The 16,316-nt window shown below is 70.4% G+C and carries 6 protein-coding genes; all 6 read left to right on the top strand.

What is annotated here, in order from left to right; genetic code table 11:
* The first annotated feature begins 1 nt into the window (after position 1).
* A complete protein-coding gene (locus BLT28_RS04570; RefSeq protein WP_030430700.1) occupies positions 2–3,502 on the top strand; it encodes a hypothetical protein in 3,501 nt (1,166 codons plus the stop codon).
* Entirely contained in the window at positions 3,499–4,554 is a 1,056-nt protein-coding gene (locus BLT28_RS04565; protein ID WP_030430701.1) for a hypothetical protein, read from the top strand. The genes BLT28_RS04570 and BLT28_RS04565 overlap by 4 nt, the downstream gene beginning before the upstream one ends.
* 27 nt (positions 4,555–4,581) lie before the next feature.
* Positions 4,582–6,141: a hypothetical protein gene (locus BLT28_RS04560; RefSeq protein ID WP_052407541.1), complete on the top strand. Its 1,560-nt coding sequence runs from the start codon at positions 4,582–4,584 to the stop codon at positions 6,139–6,141.
* 1 nt (position 6,142) lies between these two features.
* Positions 6,143–7,219, top strand: coding sequence for a hypothetical protein (locus tag BLT28_RS04555; protein WP_030430703.1), 1,077 nt, complete (start codon positions 6,143–6,145; stop codon positions 7,217–7,219).
* Positions 7,220–8,158: 939 nt separating this feature from the next.
* Positions 8,159–9,886 carry a fatty acyl-AMP ligase gene (locus BLT28_RS04550; RefSeq protein ID WP_197684062.1) on the top strand — a complete coding sequence of 576 codons (1,728 nt, stop codon included), beginning with the start codon at positions 8,159–8,161 and terminating at the stop codon, positions 9,884–9,886.
* The gene (locus BLT28_RS04545) at positions 9,883–16,308 is read left to right on the top strand and encodes a type I polyketide synthase (protein WP_043812353.1); all 6,426 of its coding nucleotides are present in this window, start codon (positions 9,883–9,885) and stop codon (positions 16,306–16,308) included. Before BLT28_RS04550 ends, BLT28_RS04545 begins: the two co-directional genes overlap by 4 nt.
* Positions 16,309–16,316 lie beyond the last annotated feature (8 nt).

The following is a 16,316-nucleotide window of genomic DNA, read 5'->3' as shown; positions in this document are numbered from 1 at the left end:
GATGCCGCTGATCGTTCCCGTCCAGGTCGAGGCGTTCCTGGTCAACCACCGCGTGCGCGTCAACGAGCCGATCCGCCGATGGCAGCCCGACCTCGCCCGGCTGGACCGCCGCTACCCGCCGGAGCCGGACCCGCTCTACCAGGACCCCTTCGAGGACGACGAAGACAACAACGGCGTGTACCTGCACTGGCTGTTGCCGGACGCGCTGCGCCGGGGGCGGCAGGACGGGCCCGCGGGGCGGGTGGAGTTCCCGCTGGTGCCCAACCGCTGGCTGGTCGTGCGCTACAGCCGTCCCGCGGACCGGCCGGACCAGGTGCCCGCGTCGGTCGGCTGGGTCGTGGACAGCGACTTCCTGGACATGGACGCGACGACGCCGTTCCTTGACCCGCGCCAACCGGGAGTGGAGCCGATCTGGATCGGCCGCAATCACAACCTCACCGACGGCGAGTGGACCGAGCGCACCGGTTATGAGCCGTTCCTGACCGCGATCGGCCCCGGGCTGCCGACCTTCGCGGTCTTCCAGCCCTACAACGAGGACGTGTTCTCGCTGCACGACCCGCTGACCGATCTCGACGGCCCGGCGCTGCTGAGCTACCTGGTCGTCGGTTGGTACTCCGATCCGACGTGGGATGTGCTGCACAGCCCGTCCGGCGGCGACGTGCGCGAGCTGCTGGACTCGCTGCGCTGGGCCACCACCGACGCCACCGCACGGCCGACGCGGTCGCTGTACTACGGCACCGCGTTGAATCTCGCGTGGGACGTCGACGGCAACCGCCCCGAACAGGACCGCAAGCCCTTGGTCCGTGACGTGGACCTGGCCGTGGGGCACGTGTCCCCCGACGCCGAGACCGGCCTGGAGGAGGCCCTGCTCGACGACCCGGAGACGGCGTTGCTGTGGGAGGCGCTGCGCTACGACCTGCTCGACGTCCTGGACGAGGACGGGGAGGCTGCGCTCGACCAGGCCACCCACCGGACCTGGTTCACCGCCGAGCAGGGCGGCTACACCTGGCGGATCGTGGACCGCCCCGGTGACTGGCCGCCGCTGAGCCCGGAGGAGGCGGAGCGCGAGCGGACCTGGCTGGGCGAGCTGAACCGGGCTCAGGCCGAGTTCGACGCCGCCAGCCGCGATCTCGCCGCCGGGCAACGCCGCCTCTACGGGCTGTGGTGGCTGCGTGGCCAGCGCAACCGGCCGAGCGGCTGGGACGACCTGTGCGACGAGCAGCTGAAACCCGACATCGAGGGAACCGTCGCGCACGCGGTCGACCAGGACCTCGCGCTTCTGTTCGGTGACAACGGTTTGCGCTCGCGCGTGCCGTGGGGAGACACCGCCGAGGAGCTGGCGACCGAGGTCTCTACCTACGCGCGGCGCGAAGGTCTCACCGAGGGCCGGGAGCTGCAACGCTGCGCGGAGCCGCCGTTCCAGCGCGTGCCCGATCCGTCGATCGTGATCCGGGGCGCGAAGCTCGACCGCCCGCTCACCGATGAGAAGGCGTTGCCCTGCCGGGAGCGGGAGGAGATCGTCACCGGCATCCGCGTGGGCGAGAACATCGTGACCCCGCCGACGCCCGTGCCCGCGCCGCCCCTGACCAACCTGCCGGAACAGGTGGTGCTGCGGGCGTTGCTCGACGAGTTCTACCTGCTTGACCACGCGGCGGTCGCCGGAGCTCTGGAAGAAGCCATCGCCAATCCGGGCAACGTCACCGGAACCCTCGCGCGGTTCACCGTGCAGTGGCAGCAGCCGTGGTCGCCGTTGTTGCTGGTGTGGCGGATCAACTGCCATCCGACACCGTTCAGCACCGAAGGAACCGCGAACTGGGACTTCGACGGCACTCACTACACCTGGTCGGGCGAGAACGCGGTGATCGACCCGACCTCGGTCACCGGGCGCAGCCTGCTCAACCCGTTGCCGGGCTTCAACACCCGAGCCCGGCTCCTCCAGCACGCCCGCACCCACCCGCGCGGGCCGGTCGCCGCGCTGCTGTCGCTGCGCGAGCAGGCCGACGACTGGGACCTGTTGTCCCAACCGCTCAACGGCGTGAACCGGTGGCTCGGGCGCAACACCCCGGCCACGAAGCTGACCCCGGAAGGCGAGCTGACCGAGCTGGTCGACACGCGCGACTCCCGCGTCGTGCTCAGCTCGGTCCCTGACCCGGGGCCTACCACTGCCGGTGACGACGGGCGGGAGTTCCACCCGGTTCGCGCCGCCCAGTTCGTCTTCGAGGAGGTCTACGTCGTCGACCGCTTCGGCCGCTCCCTCGCGGTGATCGACGCGGACAACGTCACGCAGAAGCCGCCTCAGCGGGCCGAGAGCGTCACCCCGAACCGCACCGTCGGCGGGACCGATCCGCTGCGGTGGGTGGAGCTTCCGCCACGACTGATCCAGCCCGCGCGGCTGCGGCTGGACTTCGTCTCCGGGCTCGACGACGCCGAGCTGATCGACGTGGAGGCCGGTCCCGGCGCGGCTGGCGGGGCCACGCCGGTCTGCGGCTGGCTGCTGGCCAACCACCTCACCGGATCCCTGCTCGTGCACGCCCCTGACGGGCGCGGACTCGGGGAGATCCGGATCGTGCTCGACACCGCGCACCGGCGGGTGGCCGACTGGGACCCGCTGCCCGGCTCGCCCTACCCGGAACTGGACGACGAGCGGTTCGCGGAGGAGCTGCCGCACCTGCACGGCTTCGCCACCGAGCTCGTCGCGGGCGGAGAGACGGCGTTCACCGAGTTTCTGTCCACTGTGGACGTATCGATGGGCACGACAGCGCCCGGCGGTGACGACCACACGCTCGCCGCGCTCGTCGGCCGCCCGATGGCGTTGCTGCGCACCAGGTTGCGCATCGAGCTGGACGGGCCGCCGATCAGCTCCGGCCGGTGGAACGACCTGATCACCCCGCCCCCACCGGAGTTCACCGACTACGCGTGGAACGTCCGGCTCGGCGCGGCGGACATGCTCCGGGACGGCCTCGCGGGCTTCTTCGCCGGAACCGACTACCGTCGCCTGTACACCGTTCCCGCCGAGCAGGCCAGCGGCTCCGGGTACACCACGCCGATCACCGGCACCGAGTTCGCGCTGACCGCCCGGCCCACCGGCAGGGCGGCGGACGAGGACGGCTCGGCGTGGGCGACGCTGCTGGCCGACCCGTGGGCCTCGGTGCACGCGGTGACCGACATCCTGCCCGTCGGCGAGCTGCGGCTGCCCCCGACCTGGGTGCGGGACCCGTTGGCGCGCATCAAGTTGTCCTTCCGGGTGGGTCCGCTGCTCGCGGGCAGCCGGGGCGTCCCCGACCGCGACGGGGAGCCCACCGAGCACGTGGTGATGCCCGGTCCGTCCGGCTGGCGCGGCGAATGGTCGCTGGCCGAACCGGCTCCGGACGGCGAGTGGGCGACCCGCCCGCTGGCCACCCCCGACCCGGCGTTGGCGCTCACCGACACCACACCCGTCGCCCGCACGGGTTTCCTCCAGCTGTCCAACGCGCTCGGCGAGATCCCGGGGAGCCTGGAATGACACTGCACTACACCGTCCGCACCAGCCCCACGCCGCTGCCGGCGGGACAGGACGACGCCGCGGTGCAGGTGACCGTGCGCAACACCGGGGCCGAGCCGGTCACCTGCGAGGCGATCACACTCACCGTCCCGGTGGGCCCGGGCCCCGACGCGCTCACCACCGCACCGGAGGCGATCCGGGCCGGCACCGACGCCCGCTGGGCCGTTGCCCACCGCGGTGACGGTGTCTTCGAGGCCACTCCCACGGACGCCGCCGAACTCGGCCCCGGCGCGGAGCTCACGATCACCCTCGACGGGATCGACGTCGGCGCGGCACCGGGCACCACCTCGGTCGAGGTCGGCCACACCCTTCGCATAGGCACCCGCACGCACACGGCGATCGCCCGCACGACCAGGTTGCCCAAGACCGCAGTGCGCGCCGTGCTGGAGGACTTCCGCCCCGACCGGGCCGCGGTGGGCAACGGCGAGACCGTCACATTGACCTGGAAGTGCACCGAGGGACCGGACTTCACGCTGTTCTACGGCTCCGAGCAGGTCGTGGTCAACGACTACATCGACCACGGCAACGGGGAGTGGGTCTCGCCGCCGCTGCACACCGCGACCGCATTCATGCTGCTGGCCACCACCGCCGACACCAGCTACGGGCTGACCACCGCGGTCACCGTGGACGTGCCGGACCTGGACGTCGGCCACCTCGACGTCAATGGGACGGTGCGGCTGTTCGGCCAGGTGCAGGAGATCGGCGGCGGCACCGAGCCCCTCACCGCCACCTACCTCGCCGACACCGACGGCGTGATCAGCGGCTACATCAAGACGACCGAGGCGGACAAACCGGCCTACCTCACCGTCGGCGTCACCCCGCCGGGTCTGCGGCGGCAGCGCTTCGCGGTCCAGTCCTGGGACGCCCGCGGCGGCGGGGACAACCAGGAGGCGAGCCTGCTCGTCCCGGTGCCCAAGGGCTCCGCGGTGAACGTCGCCCAGACCGGGGACAGCGGCTTCACCGCCTCACTGACCTGGTTCCCGTTCGGCAGCGGCCCGCTGCGCGAGGTCTGATTCCCTTACCCAGCAAGGAGTTCCACCATGACCATGCCGACCGGGATCGACGCTGCCTTCGCCATCCCAGACAGCGGGGCCGGACCCGCCACCGTCTACATGACCCGAGGGGGCTGGGTCGTCGAGCACGAAGCTGCGGCGACCGCGCCACCTGTGCGCGGCACCTCGCTCGGCGAGCTGTGGCCCCAGTTGCCTGCTGCCTTTCGCCTCGGGATCGACGCGGCCTGCGGCACGGGCACCGCGCGGGTGTACCTGTTCAAGGGCGGCAACTGCGTGCTCTACGACGTGCGGGCCAATGAGCCGGTCGGCGGTGCGAGCCCGGTGCCGATCGTCAACAAGTTCCCCGGGCTGCGCGACCGCCCGGAGTTCACCCAGGGCATTGACGCCGGGCTGCCCGCGCCGGACGGCACGGTCTACCTCTTCCGTGGACGCAACTGCCTGAACTACGACCTGGAGTTCAACGAGATCCTCGACGAGGGCACGATCGCCGACTACTGGCAGAACTCCGCCTTCCCCGACCCCGCGATCAACGACGGCGTGACCGCAGCGTTCAGTTTCCCGGCGACGAGCAACGGCAGTCTCATTCCCCTTGGTGGCAGGGAGTTCGTCGACTGCGACGTGGACCGGCACCGCGTCACCTCCGGCAGCCGGCTGCTGCGCGACCGCTGGCCCTACCGCGCACTGGTCGCCGCGGCCAACGAAACCGACGGCACGCTGTGGGTGCTCGGCGCGGACAACGGCCAGCTGGTGCGCCAGATCGGCCTGGGTTCATACCTCGGCGGCGCGGCGATCTCTCCCGACGGCTTCCAGGCGCTCGTGCCCAGTTTCGAGAACTCCCCCGGTGAGCTCTACATCGTCGACATCACCAGCGGAGCCATCCGCGCGGTCGAGGTCGGCCGCACCCCGTACGGCGTCACCGGCTCGCCGGACGGGCTCTCCGCCTACATCGCCAACCTCAGCGGGAACAGTGTGTCCCTTGTGGACCTCACGACGGACGCGACCAGAACCGCGGCCGTCGGAAGCGACCCCAGCGACGTCGCGGTGTCCCCGGACGGCTCCATCGCCTACGTCCCGTGCAAGGGCAGCGGCACCATCGCCGTGGTGGACACCGCAACCGGCACGAAGACCCGCGACTTCGACGGCGACATCGGCCCGGAGGCGATCGCGATCACCCCGGACGGCCGCTACCTCGGCGTGATCTCCCGAGACGGGACCAACGGCTACCTGCTTTCAGTGAACAGCGCCACCGGTTCGTCGCGTTCACTGCGCATCGGACAGGACGCCAGAGCGGTCGCGGCCTCCCCGGACAGTCAGCTGCTCTTCGCCACCGACACCGGTCCCGCGATCAGGATCGCCAATGCCGCGACCGCCACGGCGGTGCGCGACATCCAGCTCGACGGCAAGCTGACCTGGCTCGCGCTCTCACCGGACGGCGAGCACCTGCACGTCACGACACTGCGCTCGCCAGGGCCGGTGCCCGTGGTGCTCCGGGTCGACGTGGCCAGCGGCGAGGTCCTGGAGGAGTACGAGCTGGAGTCCAGTCCCAGCTCGGACATCCACCTCGGCGCCGGGCTGGCCTGGGGCTGACGTGGACACCGTGCTGACCTACGAGGTCCGGAGCGCGCCCGAGCCGCTCCAGGTCGCCAAACCGGGCGATCTGACGATCTACGTCACCAACCACACGGGGACGCCGGTGTGGCTGGAGGAGGCGGTCTTCGCGTTCCCGGTTGGCAACGGGTCCGACGACCTGACGGTCAACTCGGGCAGTGTCGGCATGTCGGTCAGCGACTCCACGAACTGGCGGATCGAGCGCGACGACAATCGACCGGGCGCGTTCCTGTTGTCCCCCAAGCGCCTCAGGCCGATCCCGCCCGGCGGTGAGGTGGAGGTGACACTGAGCAACATCGAGGTCAACGACGCGGTCGGTACCAGCACGCTCACCGTCGGCGAGCTGACCGATGATGCCGAGTCGGGCACCGAGTTCCCGCTGGCGAAGGTCCCCTCCGGGTTCACGGTGGGCGATTTCCGGCCGGAGCACATCCTCGTCGACAGTGGACGGTCGGCGGAGTTGCGCTGGCGTGGCGACACACCCCCGGAGGCGGAGTACGAGATCCGATACCAGGACGGCGATCCGGCCGACGTGACCGGCAGCCACTACTGGAAATCCCCGCCACTGCACCACGACACCGCCTTCACCCTCGTGGTCACCGTCACCGTCACCGGGGCGGAGGGCTCCGCCGTGTACGCGATGTCCGCGGTGGTCACCGTCGCCCGGCCGAACCTGGTGCTCAACGATCTGGAGGTGAACGGCCGGGTGGTGCTCGCGCACCGGTCGGTGGAGTTCGACCTGGGCGAGGACACCAGCCGCGTCTGTACCGCCGAGACCGACGGCTTCCTCGTCGGCCACATCCTGTCCGCGGCAGACGTGATCGGCGACGCCCCGGCTCCGACGTTGTCCGCGGCGGTCACGATCGGAGACTCCCCGCCGCGGGTCACCAGCGTGCAGTCCCGGTGGGCCGAGCGCGCCCCCTACGACCCGGGCACCCGCCTGGTCGCCGTTGTGCCGAAGGGATCTGCCGTGACGATCAGCCGATCAGGCACACCGGACCACAGCCACACCCTCACCTGGGTTCCCTTTGGAACCGGCGAACTCAAGCTCTGGTGATCGCCCAGCACTTTCAAGATCTACGTCCGCCGACGAGCGGCCCGACGCTCGTGGACGAACTCCTCGTGACTAAGGACGACGTGGTTCGTGAACGTGCCCAGCTATGGTCTGTCGCATGAACACGCATCCTGTGCATGGATGCGACGAATAGGTCAAGCGAGCCGTACAGCTCGGCCACCCTCTCGGTCTTCCCGTCCGCGAGCGCCGCTCCCACGTCCCCGAGCGAATCGATTTGGCGGCTTCCTCAAGCACGTCGGGCAGTGCTCTTGCAATCTCTTGCTGCAGTCGCAGAACGGCACGTGCACGTACAAGCCCTTGTGGCCGCGCCGGCGCGGATCGGGGGCGTCCAGGAAGGACGCGACCGTGGCGGTCGGGTCGGTCGCGTAGTTCAGGCCGAACAATGGGTACGAGAACGACTCGAAAGGCAGCACGGGCGCTCCGTAGTTCGCACGAACACCAACTCGAACAACCAAACCCGGATCGTTCCGGACCACTAGTGCGCCCACCCGGCCGCTGAGTGAGAATGTACCAATCGAAACCTTGACTCGGCCAATCTTTGACGTCAACCGCCCGAATCAGTGTGCTCACAACCTCGGCCCGCACGTGCTGCCGACGTTTCGGCATGACGGTGCCGACGGCACCGGTTGTCCTGACGGAACGGCAGTACCACGCCCCGGGCGAGGCGACGAGGACACCATCATGATCACAATGGGAATTTCTCGACACGCCCGCTTTAGCGCATACGCGAATACCACTCGATTCGGCAGGTCCGAAATCGATGCGACCGCACGTGATAGGCCGAGCCACGGCGGACGATGAGCCTTTAGCCATCATGCGAGAATCCCTCGCAATCGACGGTCGTGATTCCGGAAAGCGGCGCGGAAGCCGTAGTTTGCGTCAACTACCTTCGCTTCGCTGAAAGGCCCGCCCTTGAGGACTGTGCACTGCGGACTCTCCGATCGCGTCGATGTCGACTGGTCGGGGTCCAGGTCGTTGGTGGATCTGCTCTCCGCTCGCGCTGGTGACGATCGTCCGGCGTTCACCTGTGTCGACTACGCCGGCGGGCTCGAACCGACCGAGTCCACGCTGTCCTGGTCCGAGCTCACGCTCCGGGTGCGGGCGACCGCGGTCGCGATCCTGCGGGTCACCAGCCCGGGTGAGCGAGCGGCGATCCTGATCACGCAGGACCTGGACTACGTCGTCGCCTTCCTCGGCGCGCTCGCCGCCGGGGTGGTCGCGGTCCCCCTGTTCGCCCCCGAGGCGACCGCGCACAACGACCGGCTCGTCGCGGCGCTGAGCGACTGCGCACCCCAGGTGTGGCTGACCACCAGCCAGGCCGAGCCCCGGTTGCAGGAGTTGCCCGGCACCTCCTCGGTCCCACGACCGAACCAGGTTCTCCTGGTCGACGACCTCGACCTGGCGCTGGCCGAGGAGTTCGCGCCACCGCGGCTGTCCCTCTCCGACGCCGCGTACCTCCAGTACAGCTCCGGATCCACGAGGCGCCCGACCGGCGCGGTCATCACCCACGGCGCGGCCGTGGCCAACGCCAGGCAGGTCTGCGCCGCTTACGGCGTCGACTCCTCCTACACCTGCGCGGGATGGATTCCCTTCTTCCACGACATGGGACTCATGGTGTTGATCGTGATCCCCGTGCTGCTCGGCGCGCGGTCGGTGTTCACCTCCCCGTTCACCTTCATCCGCCGCCCGATGAGCTGGCTGCGCATGCTCGACCAGCACCCGAACACGTTCACCGCCGCCCCGAACTTCGCCTTCGAGTACACCGCCTCGCGCGTCGGGGAACGGGACCGGGCCACGCTGAACCTCGACGGCGTCCGCGTGATGATCAACGGCAGTGAGCCGATCCGGCCGGCGGCCATCGCGGCCTTCGACGCCGCGTTCGGCCCGCGAGGTCTTGCGCCACAAGCACATCGTCCGTCCTACGGGCTGGCGGAGGCGACCGTGTTCGTCTCCGCGAGTCCGCTCGGCTCGACCCCGAGGACCACCGCGTTCGACCGGGAGGCGCTCGGTGGCGGCCGGGCCGTGCCCGCCGCGGGCGGGACGGTCACGCTCGTCTCGGTCGGGCGGCCGGTCGGACAGCACGTCCAGGTGGTCGATCCGGCCACGCGTCGCGTGCTGCAGGACGGGACGGTCGGCGAGCTGTGGGTGCACGGTCCGCACGTGGCCAGTGGCTACTGGAACGCACCCGAGGAGTCGGCGCGGACCTTCGCCGGAGAGCTCGTGGACGCGCCCGCCGAGCTGCCGCACGGGCCCTGGCTGCGCACCGGCGACCTCGGCGCGGTCGTGGATGGCGAGCTCTACATCACCGGTCGGGCCAAGGACCTGATCATCCTCGACGGCCGCAACCACTACCCGCAGGACATCGAAGCCACCACCCAGGACGCGCACCCGCTCGTCAGCCGCGACCGCGTCGCCGCTTTCAGTGTTGTCGTCGACGACCGGGAGGCGGTCGTGGTGGTCGCCGAATGCGGCCGGGGCGAGAACTCCGAGATCGTCGCGGCGGTGCGGCGGGCGATATCCGCCGTGCACGAGCTCCGTCCGCACGACGTGGTGATCGCCAGGCCGGGTACGGTGGTCCGCACCTCCAGCGGCAAGGTCTCGCGCGCCAAGACCCGCGACGCTTACCTGAACGGGCGTTACGACTGGTGAACCAGCGAGAACTCTCCGCGTGGCTGACAGGTCGCGTCGCCGACCTCGTCGGGCTCACTACGGAGCGCGTCGATCCCGACCGTCCTTTCCAGGAGTACGGCCTGTCGTCGAGGGAGGCCCTCCAGCTCGTGGGCGAACTCGAGGACCTGCTGGAGCAGCCGCTGTCGGCGACCCTGTTGTGGGACCATGCCTCGATCACCGCGGTGAGCGCGGCCGTCACCGCAGAGCCCTTGGCCGAGGTCGCCGAGGAGGAGATCGGCGAACCGGCGGGAGAGCCCATCGCCGTCGTCGGTGTCGGCTGTCGCCTGCCCGGTGGGCTCAGCGGACCTGACGAGTTCTGGCGGGCTCTTGCGGGCGGAACCGACGCCGTCGGCGAGATTCCCCCCGACCGCTGGAGCTCCTTCGTGAGCGGCTCGCCGCGAGAACTCGACGCCCTGGCGAGGATTCCTCGCGCCGCCGGGGTGCTTGAGGACATCACCGGGTTCGACGCCGAGTTCTTCTCGATCAGCCCCGATGAGGCTGCCGCGATGGACCCCCAGCAGCGCTTGTTGCTGGAGACCGCGTGGGAGGCGTTGGAGCACGCCGCGATCTCGCCGGAAGGGCTGCGCGGCTCGCGGACGGGTGTCTTCGTCGGGGTCTCAGGCACCGACTACGGACAGCTGACGCTCAGCGACATCGCGTGCGTGGACGCCTGGACCGGAACCGGTGCGGCGCTGAGCATCACGGCGAACCGACTGTCCTACGCCCTGGACCTCCGCGGTCCCAGCATGGCGGTGGACACGGCCTGCTCCTCGTCCCTGGTGTCCGTGCACATGGCCGTGCGCAGCCTGCGCGACGGGGAAAGCACGCTCGCGCTCGCGGGTGGGGTCAACCTGTTGCTGGGGCCTGGCGTCACCGCGAACTTCGCCCGCATGGGCATCCTCTCGCCCAGCGGCCGTTGCGCGGCATTCGACGCCGACGCGGACGGGATCGTCCGCGGTGAGGGTGCCGGCGTAGTGGTCCTCAAGCTGCTGTCGGACGCCGTGCGCGACCGTGACCGCGTGCTCGCGGTCATCCGCGGCTCCGCGGTGAACCAGGACGGCAGGTCCAACGGTCTGACCGCGCCGAACCCGCAGGCGCAGCAGGACTTGGTGCGCGCGGCCTGCGTGGACGCCGGTGTGTCTCCGGCCCAGGTCGACTACGTCGAGGCGCACGGCACGGGGACCCCGCTGGGAGACCCCATCGAGGCCAAGGCGCTCGGTGCGGTTTACGGCGCGGGGCGCTGCGCCGATCGGCCGTTGCTGCTCGGCTCGGTCAAGACCAACCTCGGGCACCTGGAGGCGGCGGCGGGGGTCGCCGGGCTCATCAAGGTCGTGCTGGCGTTGCGGAACAAGACAATTCCCGCGAGCTTGCACCACCGACGACCGAACCCGCACATTCCTTTCGCGGAGTTGGGCTTGGCGGTGACGGCGCGCTCCACCGCATGGCCATCGGTGGGCCGTCCCTCCATCGCCGCCGTGTCGGCCTTCGGCTTCGGCGGCACCAACGCGCACGTGGTCCTTGAACAGGCCGCCGAGAGTCAGCCGCGCTCGAGGTCGCGACCGGTCCACGAGCACCTGATCACCGCCGCCAGTGAGCAACGCTTGCGCGAGCAGGCGGGCGTGCTCGCCGACTGGATCGCCGGTCCCGGAGCGGCGACCCGCCAGGAGGACATCGCGACCACCTTGTGCAGGCGCGCCGCCGGCTCAGCCCGCGTGGCGGTCGCGGCGCGGGACCACGCCGACCTTGTCTCCGAGCTGCGGGCCGTGGCGCGCGGGAGCACTGTGTCGTCGTTGTCGCCCAAGGACTCCGTGCCGAGTGGACTGGTCTGGGTGTTCCCCGGTCAGGGCGGCCAGTGGGCGGGGATGGGGCAACAGCTGCTGGCCGACGAGCCCGCCTTCACCGAGGCCGTCGCGGAGCTCGACCCGCTCTTCCGGAACCACGCGGGTTTCTCGCTCCTCGAGGAGATCTCCACTGGTGCGTCGCAGAACTCGATCGACCGCGTCCAGCCCGTCCTCTTCGGACTCCAGGTCGCGCTCGGCCGTTTCCACCTCGCCGAGGGAGTTCGCCCGGCCGCCGTGATCGGGCATTCCTTCGGCGAGGTAGCGGCCGCCGTCATCGCGGGAGCCGTACCGGTCGACCAGGGACTGCGGATCGTGACCGAGCGGTCCCGGCTGCTGGCCACGATCTCCGGTGTCGGCGCGATGGCCGTTCTGGGCCTGTCCGCACAGGAGGTCCTGCGCCTCGCCGAGGATCGGCCCGGCATCGAGGCGGCGGTGTTCAACGCACCGGCGCAGACCGTCGCGGTCGGGCCGACCGACGAGGTCGCCGCCCTGGTCGACCGCGTCGCGAGTGACGGCGCACTGGCAAGGATGATCAAGGTCGACGTGGCGGCGCACTCGTCGATGGTGGAGCCCCTGACCGATCCACTCAGAACGGTGCTCGGCGACATGACGGTCAGCGAGCCACGTATTCCCTTCTACACCACGGTGTTGGACGATCCGCGCGAGCGACCGACCTTCGCCGCCGACTACTGGGCGGCCAACCTGCGGGAGCCGGTTCGCTTCACCCAGGCCGTACTGGCTGCGCTGGAGGACGGCTTGTCCGCGTTCCTGGAGATCTCCGCGCACCCGACGCTGACCACCGCCATCACGGAGACCGCCGAGCACGCGGGCAGGTTCCAGGTGCTGGTGGCCAGCTCCCTCAGTCGTGCAGCCGACGAGACCGTCGCGCTCCGCGGGCAGCTGGCCCGACTGCGCCTCGCGGGAGTCGCCGACCAGGCGGAGAACCTCGGTGAGGTGTGCGACCTGCCTGGCACCGTGTGGCGGCACACCTCGCACTGGATCGGCACCAGCCGCCCCGCGCACGTCGACTCCGGCGAGCATCCCTTGCTGGGCAAGCGGATCGAGTTGCCGGATGATGATCGGCAGGTGTGGCAGAGCGACCTCGGCCTCGCCCGGCTCCCCTGGCTGGCCGACCACAGGGCAGGCGGTCACCCGCTGCTGCCCACCACCGGGTACGTGGAGATGGCCCTCAACGCCGCGTCCATCGCGCTGCGCGCCCCGGTCGAACGGATCGCCTTGCGCGAACTCGTTCTGCGCGAGCCACTGCTGCTCACCGAGCACGTCGCGGTCACCACGGTGTTCCGCGACGCTCAGGTCGAGATCCATTCCCGCACCGCGCAAGGACGATGGACCTGTCACGCCACGGTCAGGGCGGAGCCGGCCGAGGGCTCCCCGAAGAGCGGGCCTCGCCCACTGGGTACGGGTGTTCCCGTGGAACCGGCCGAGGTCTACGCCCGGCTGCGCCGGGCCGGGCAGTGGCACGGCCCGGCCTTCGCGGGCATCCAGTCGGTCACCCGCACGGACAACGACGTCGTCGCGATGGTCGAGCTGCCCTCTCTCGCCGGACGTCATCCGCTGTTCCTGGTGCATCCGGCACTGCTCGACAGCTGTCTCCAGGTCCTCGGTGCGGCTCTGGAAGCCGACGACGACAACGACTTCTACCTGCCGATGAGCGTCGGCCGGGTGCGCGTGCACGAGCTTCCCGGCGAGTCGGTGGTGTGCCGGATCCGGCTCGAAGGCGCTCCCGGTGACGCGGGACGGACCGGATCGGCGCGACTGCTGGCGCACGACGGCCGACCGCTGGTCGACGTCGATGACCTGTTCGTCCGCCGCATCCGACGCTGGGAAGTACCCGCGTCCGTTGCCGCACATCTGACCGAAGTCGCGTGGGTACCGTTCCCGACCTCCGAGTCCACTGTGGACGCCAGTGCAGTGCTTCTGGTTTCAGAGGACCCCAGCTCGCCGCGCCACGCCGAGGTGGTCGCGGCGCTCCGTGCGGGTGGGCATCGCGTCACCGAGCTGAGCATGCGCGCCGTACTCGACGATCCCTCCGTTGTCTCCGGTCAGCTCGCCCCGCAGGTGGTTCTGGCCGCGACGGGCGACGCGGAGCCTGGTTGCCCCAGGCGAGCTGAACGGCTCGTGCTGGGGGCGGTCACGGTGACCCCTGCGATCGCGGAGGAGCGGATCAGGTTGTGGCTGCTGACCTTCGATGCGGCTTCGGTGAACGGCACCGCGCGCGATCCCGGCCCGGCGGCGCTGCGGGGACTGGTCCGGGTGCTCGCCTACGAACACCCGGAGATGTCGGCCACCTGGCTGGACCTGCCCTCGGACTCGGCCGCGACGAACCTCGTCACCGAACTGGCCGCCGACGCTCCCGACGACGAGGTCGCCTGGCGCGACGGCAAGCGCTACGCCGCTCGGCTGCGCCAGGTCTCCGGACTCGACCGCGCGTCATGGCAGCCGCCCGTCCGCTCCGACGGCGGCTACGTGGTGACCGGTGGGCTCGGCGGGCTCGGCCTCACCATCGCGCGTTGGCTGGCCGACAACGGAGCGGCCAAGGTGGTGCTCAACGGCCGCAGCGCGCCGACCCCGGTGGTCGAGGCTGTGCTCGACGCGATGCGCGGCGACGGCGTCCTGGTCGAGGTCATCACTGGCGACCTGGCCGAGCCCGGCACCGCCGAGCGGCTGCTCGCCGCCGCCGGTTCCGGCTCTGTGCCACGGGGTGTGGTGCACGCGGCGGCCGTGATGGAGCCCGAACTCACCGCCCGGCTCGACATCGGCAAGCTGGACCGGGTGTGGTCCCCCAAGGCAACGGGCGGCTGGCTGCTGCACCGCGCGACCGAAGCCGTCGAGCTGGACTGGTGGCTCGGCTTCTCCTCCCTGTCGGCGCTGATCGGGTGGCCCGGCGAACCCGCGTACGCGGCGGCCAACGCCTACCTCGACGCGCTGGCCGGGTGGCGGCACGGCAAGGGGCTGCCCGGTGCCACCGTCCAGTGGGGCGCTTGGGCTGAGGTCGGCAAGGCGGCCGAACTCACGCTGACCGCAGTCGAACCGATCACTCCGGCCGAGGGGCTGGGCTCGCTCGGTGCGCTCGCCTGCTCCGGGCGCACGTCCACCGGGGTCATGAAGCTCGACTTCGACGCCTTGCTCGCCGCGCACCCGGAGCTGCGTTCCGTCCCCTTCTTCTCCGAGATGGGCGCGCGCGGGCCGAACTCCGCCTCTGGAGCGCTGTGGACCGGTGTCGCCTCGTTGCCCACCGATCCCGACCGTGCCGCCCGGATGGTGTTCTCCCAGCTGCACCAACGGGTCGCGGGTCTCATGGGGGTCGCTACCGAGCACCTGTCCCCCGCAGTCGCGTTGGTCAGCGCCGGTCTGGACTCACTGCTGGCGATCCGCGTCCGCAACGCCGTGCAGCACGATTTCGGTGTGGCGCCGGCGATCTCGCGGCTACTGCGCGGCGCGACGCTGGCAGACCTCAACGCACTGGTAGCCGACCAGCTCGGCCTACCAGTGCCGCAAGAGGCGGCACCCACGTCACCGACCGGGGCGCTCGTGCCCCCGCGTGACGACGCCGAACGCATGGTCGCGGCGCTCTGGGAGGAAGTACTCGCAACCAGGTGCGGCGTGACCACGCCGTTCCCGGGCGACGCCGCACAACGAGAAGCTCTCGCAACGCTGATGGCCCAACGCTGTGGTCTGGTGCTGGATGCTGAGGTGACCACGATCCAGGAGACAGCGGCCTTGGTGCGCGAGCACAACGGCTCGCACGACACGGTTCGGGTACTGCGCCAGGGCTCGGGGAACCCGGTGTTCTTCTTCCACCCCGGCGGCGGTGACAGCTGGGTCTACCGGCGCCTGGTCGGCTTGCTCGATCCTGCTGTGCCCGCTTTCGGCTTCGACCGCGTCGACGGGGTCACCAGCATCGCCGACCGGGCCGAGCACTACGTGGAACACGTGCTGCGTTTGCGGCCGACCGGCCCGTATCGGTTGGTGGGGTGGTCTTTCGGCGGCTTCCTCGCCTACGAGGTCGCTGACCGGCTGGAGGCACTGGGGCACGAGGTGGGCCTTGTCGCGATGATCGACTCCATCAACCCGATCGGCCCGAAGACAGGCATGGACGAGCCCGACCTGCGGCACCTCGCCGAGACTTTGGGCACGATCTACGGCGAACCGATCTCCTTGCCTTATCGGGAAATGCTGGCAAGCGACGACGTCAGCCAGGCCGCCATGCTCGCCCAGGCGATCACCGATGCCGGGGTGGTCGCACCGGAGGTCGCGCCAGCGATCCTGCACAGCCAGCGGACCTTCCACATCGAGGCACTCGCGGTGAAGCGCTACCAGCCGCCGCGCCGCGCGGGCCGCGCTGTGCTCTACCGGGCCACCCAGGCACCTCCGGCCGGAGCGCCCTACCGATGGTTCGACCGAGCGGACAGCGCTCTTGGCTGGGACGAGTTCTGCGATGCCCTGGAGGTGGTGCCGGTCGACGGCCACCACTTCGCGATGCTGGACTCCCCACACGTGGAGACGATCGCCCACCACCTCCGGCGCACGACGAGGTGACAGGAAAG

This window comes from Allokutzneria albata, from assembly GCF_900103775.1.
Lineage (GTDB): Bacteria > Actinomycetota > Actinomycetes > Mycobacteriales > Pseudonocardiaceae > Allokutzneria > Allokutzneria albata.
Note: the sequence above shows the minus strand (reverse complement) of the source record. Positions and strands in the feature narration are given on the sequence as shown.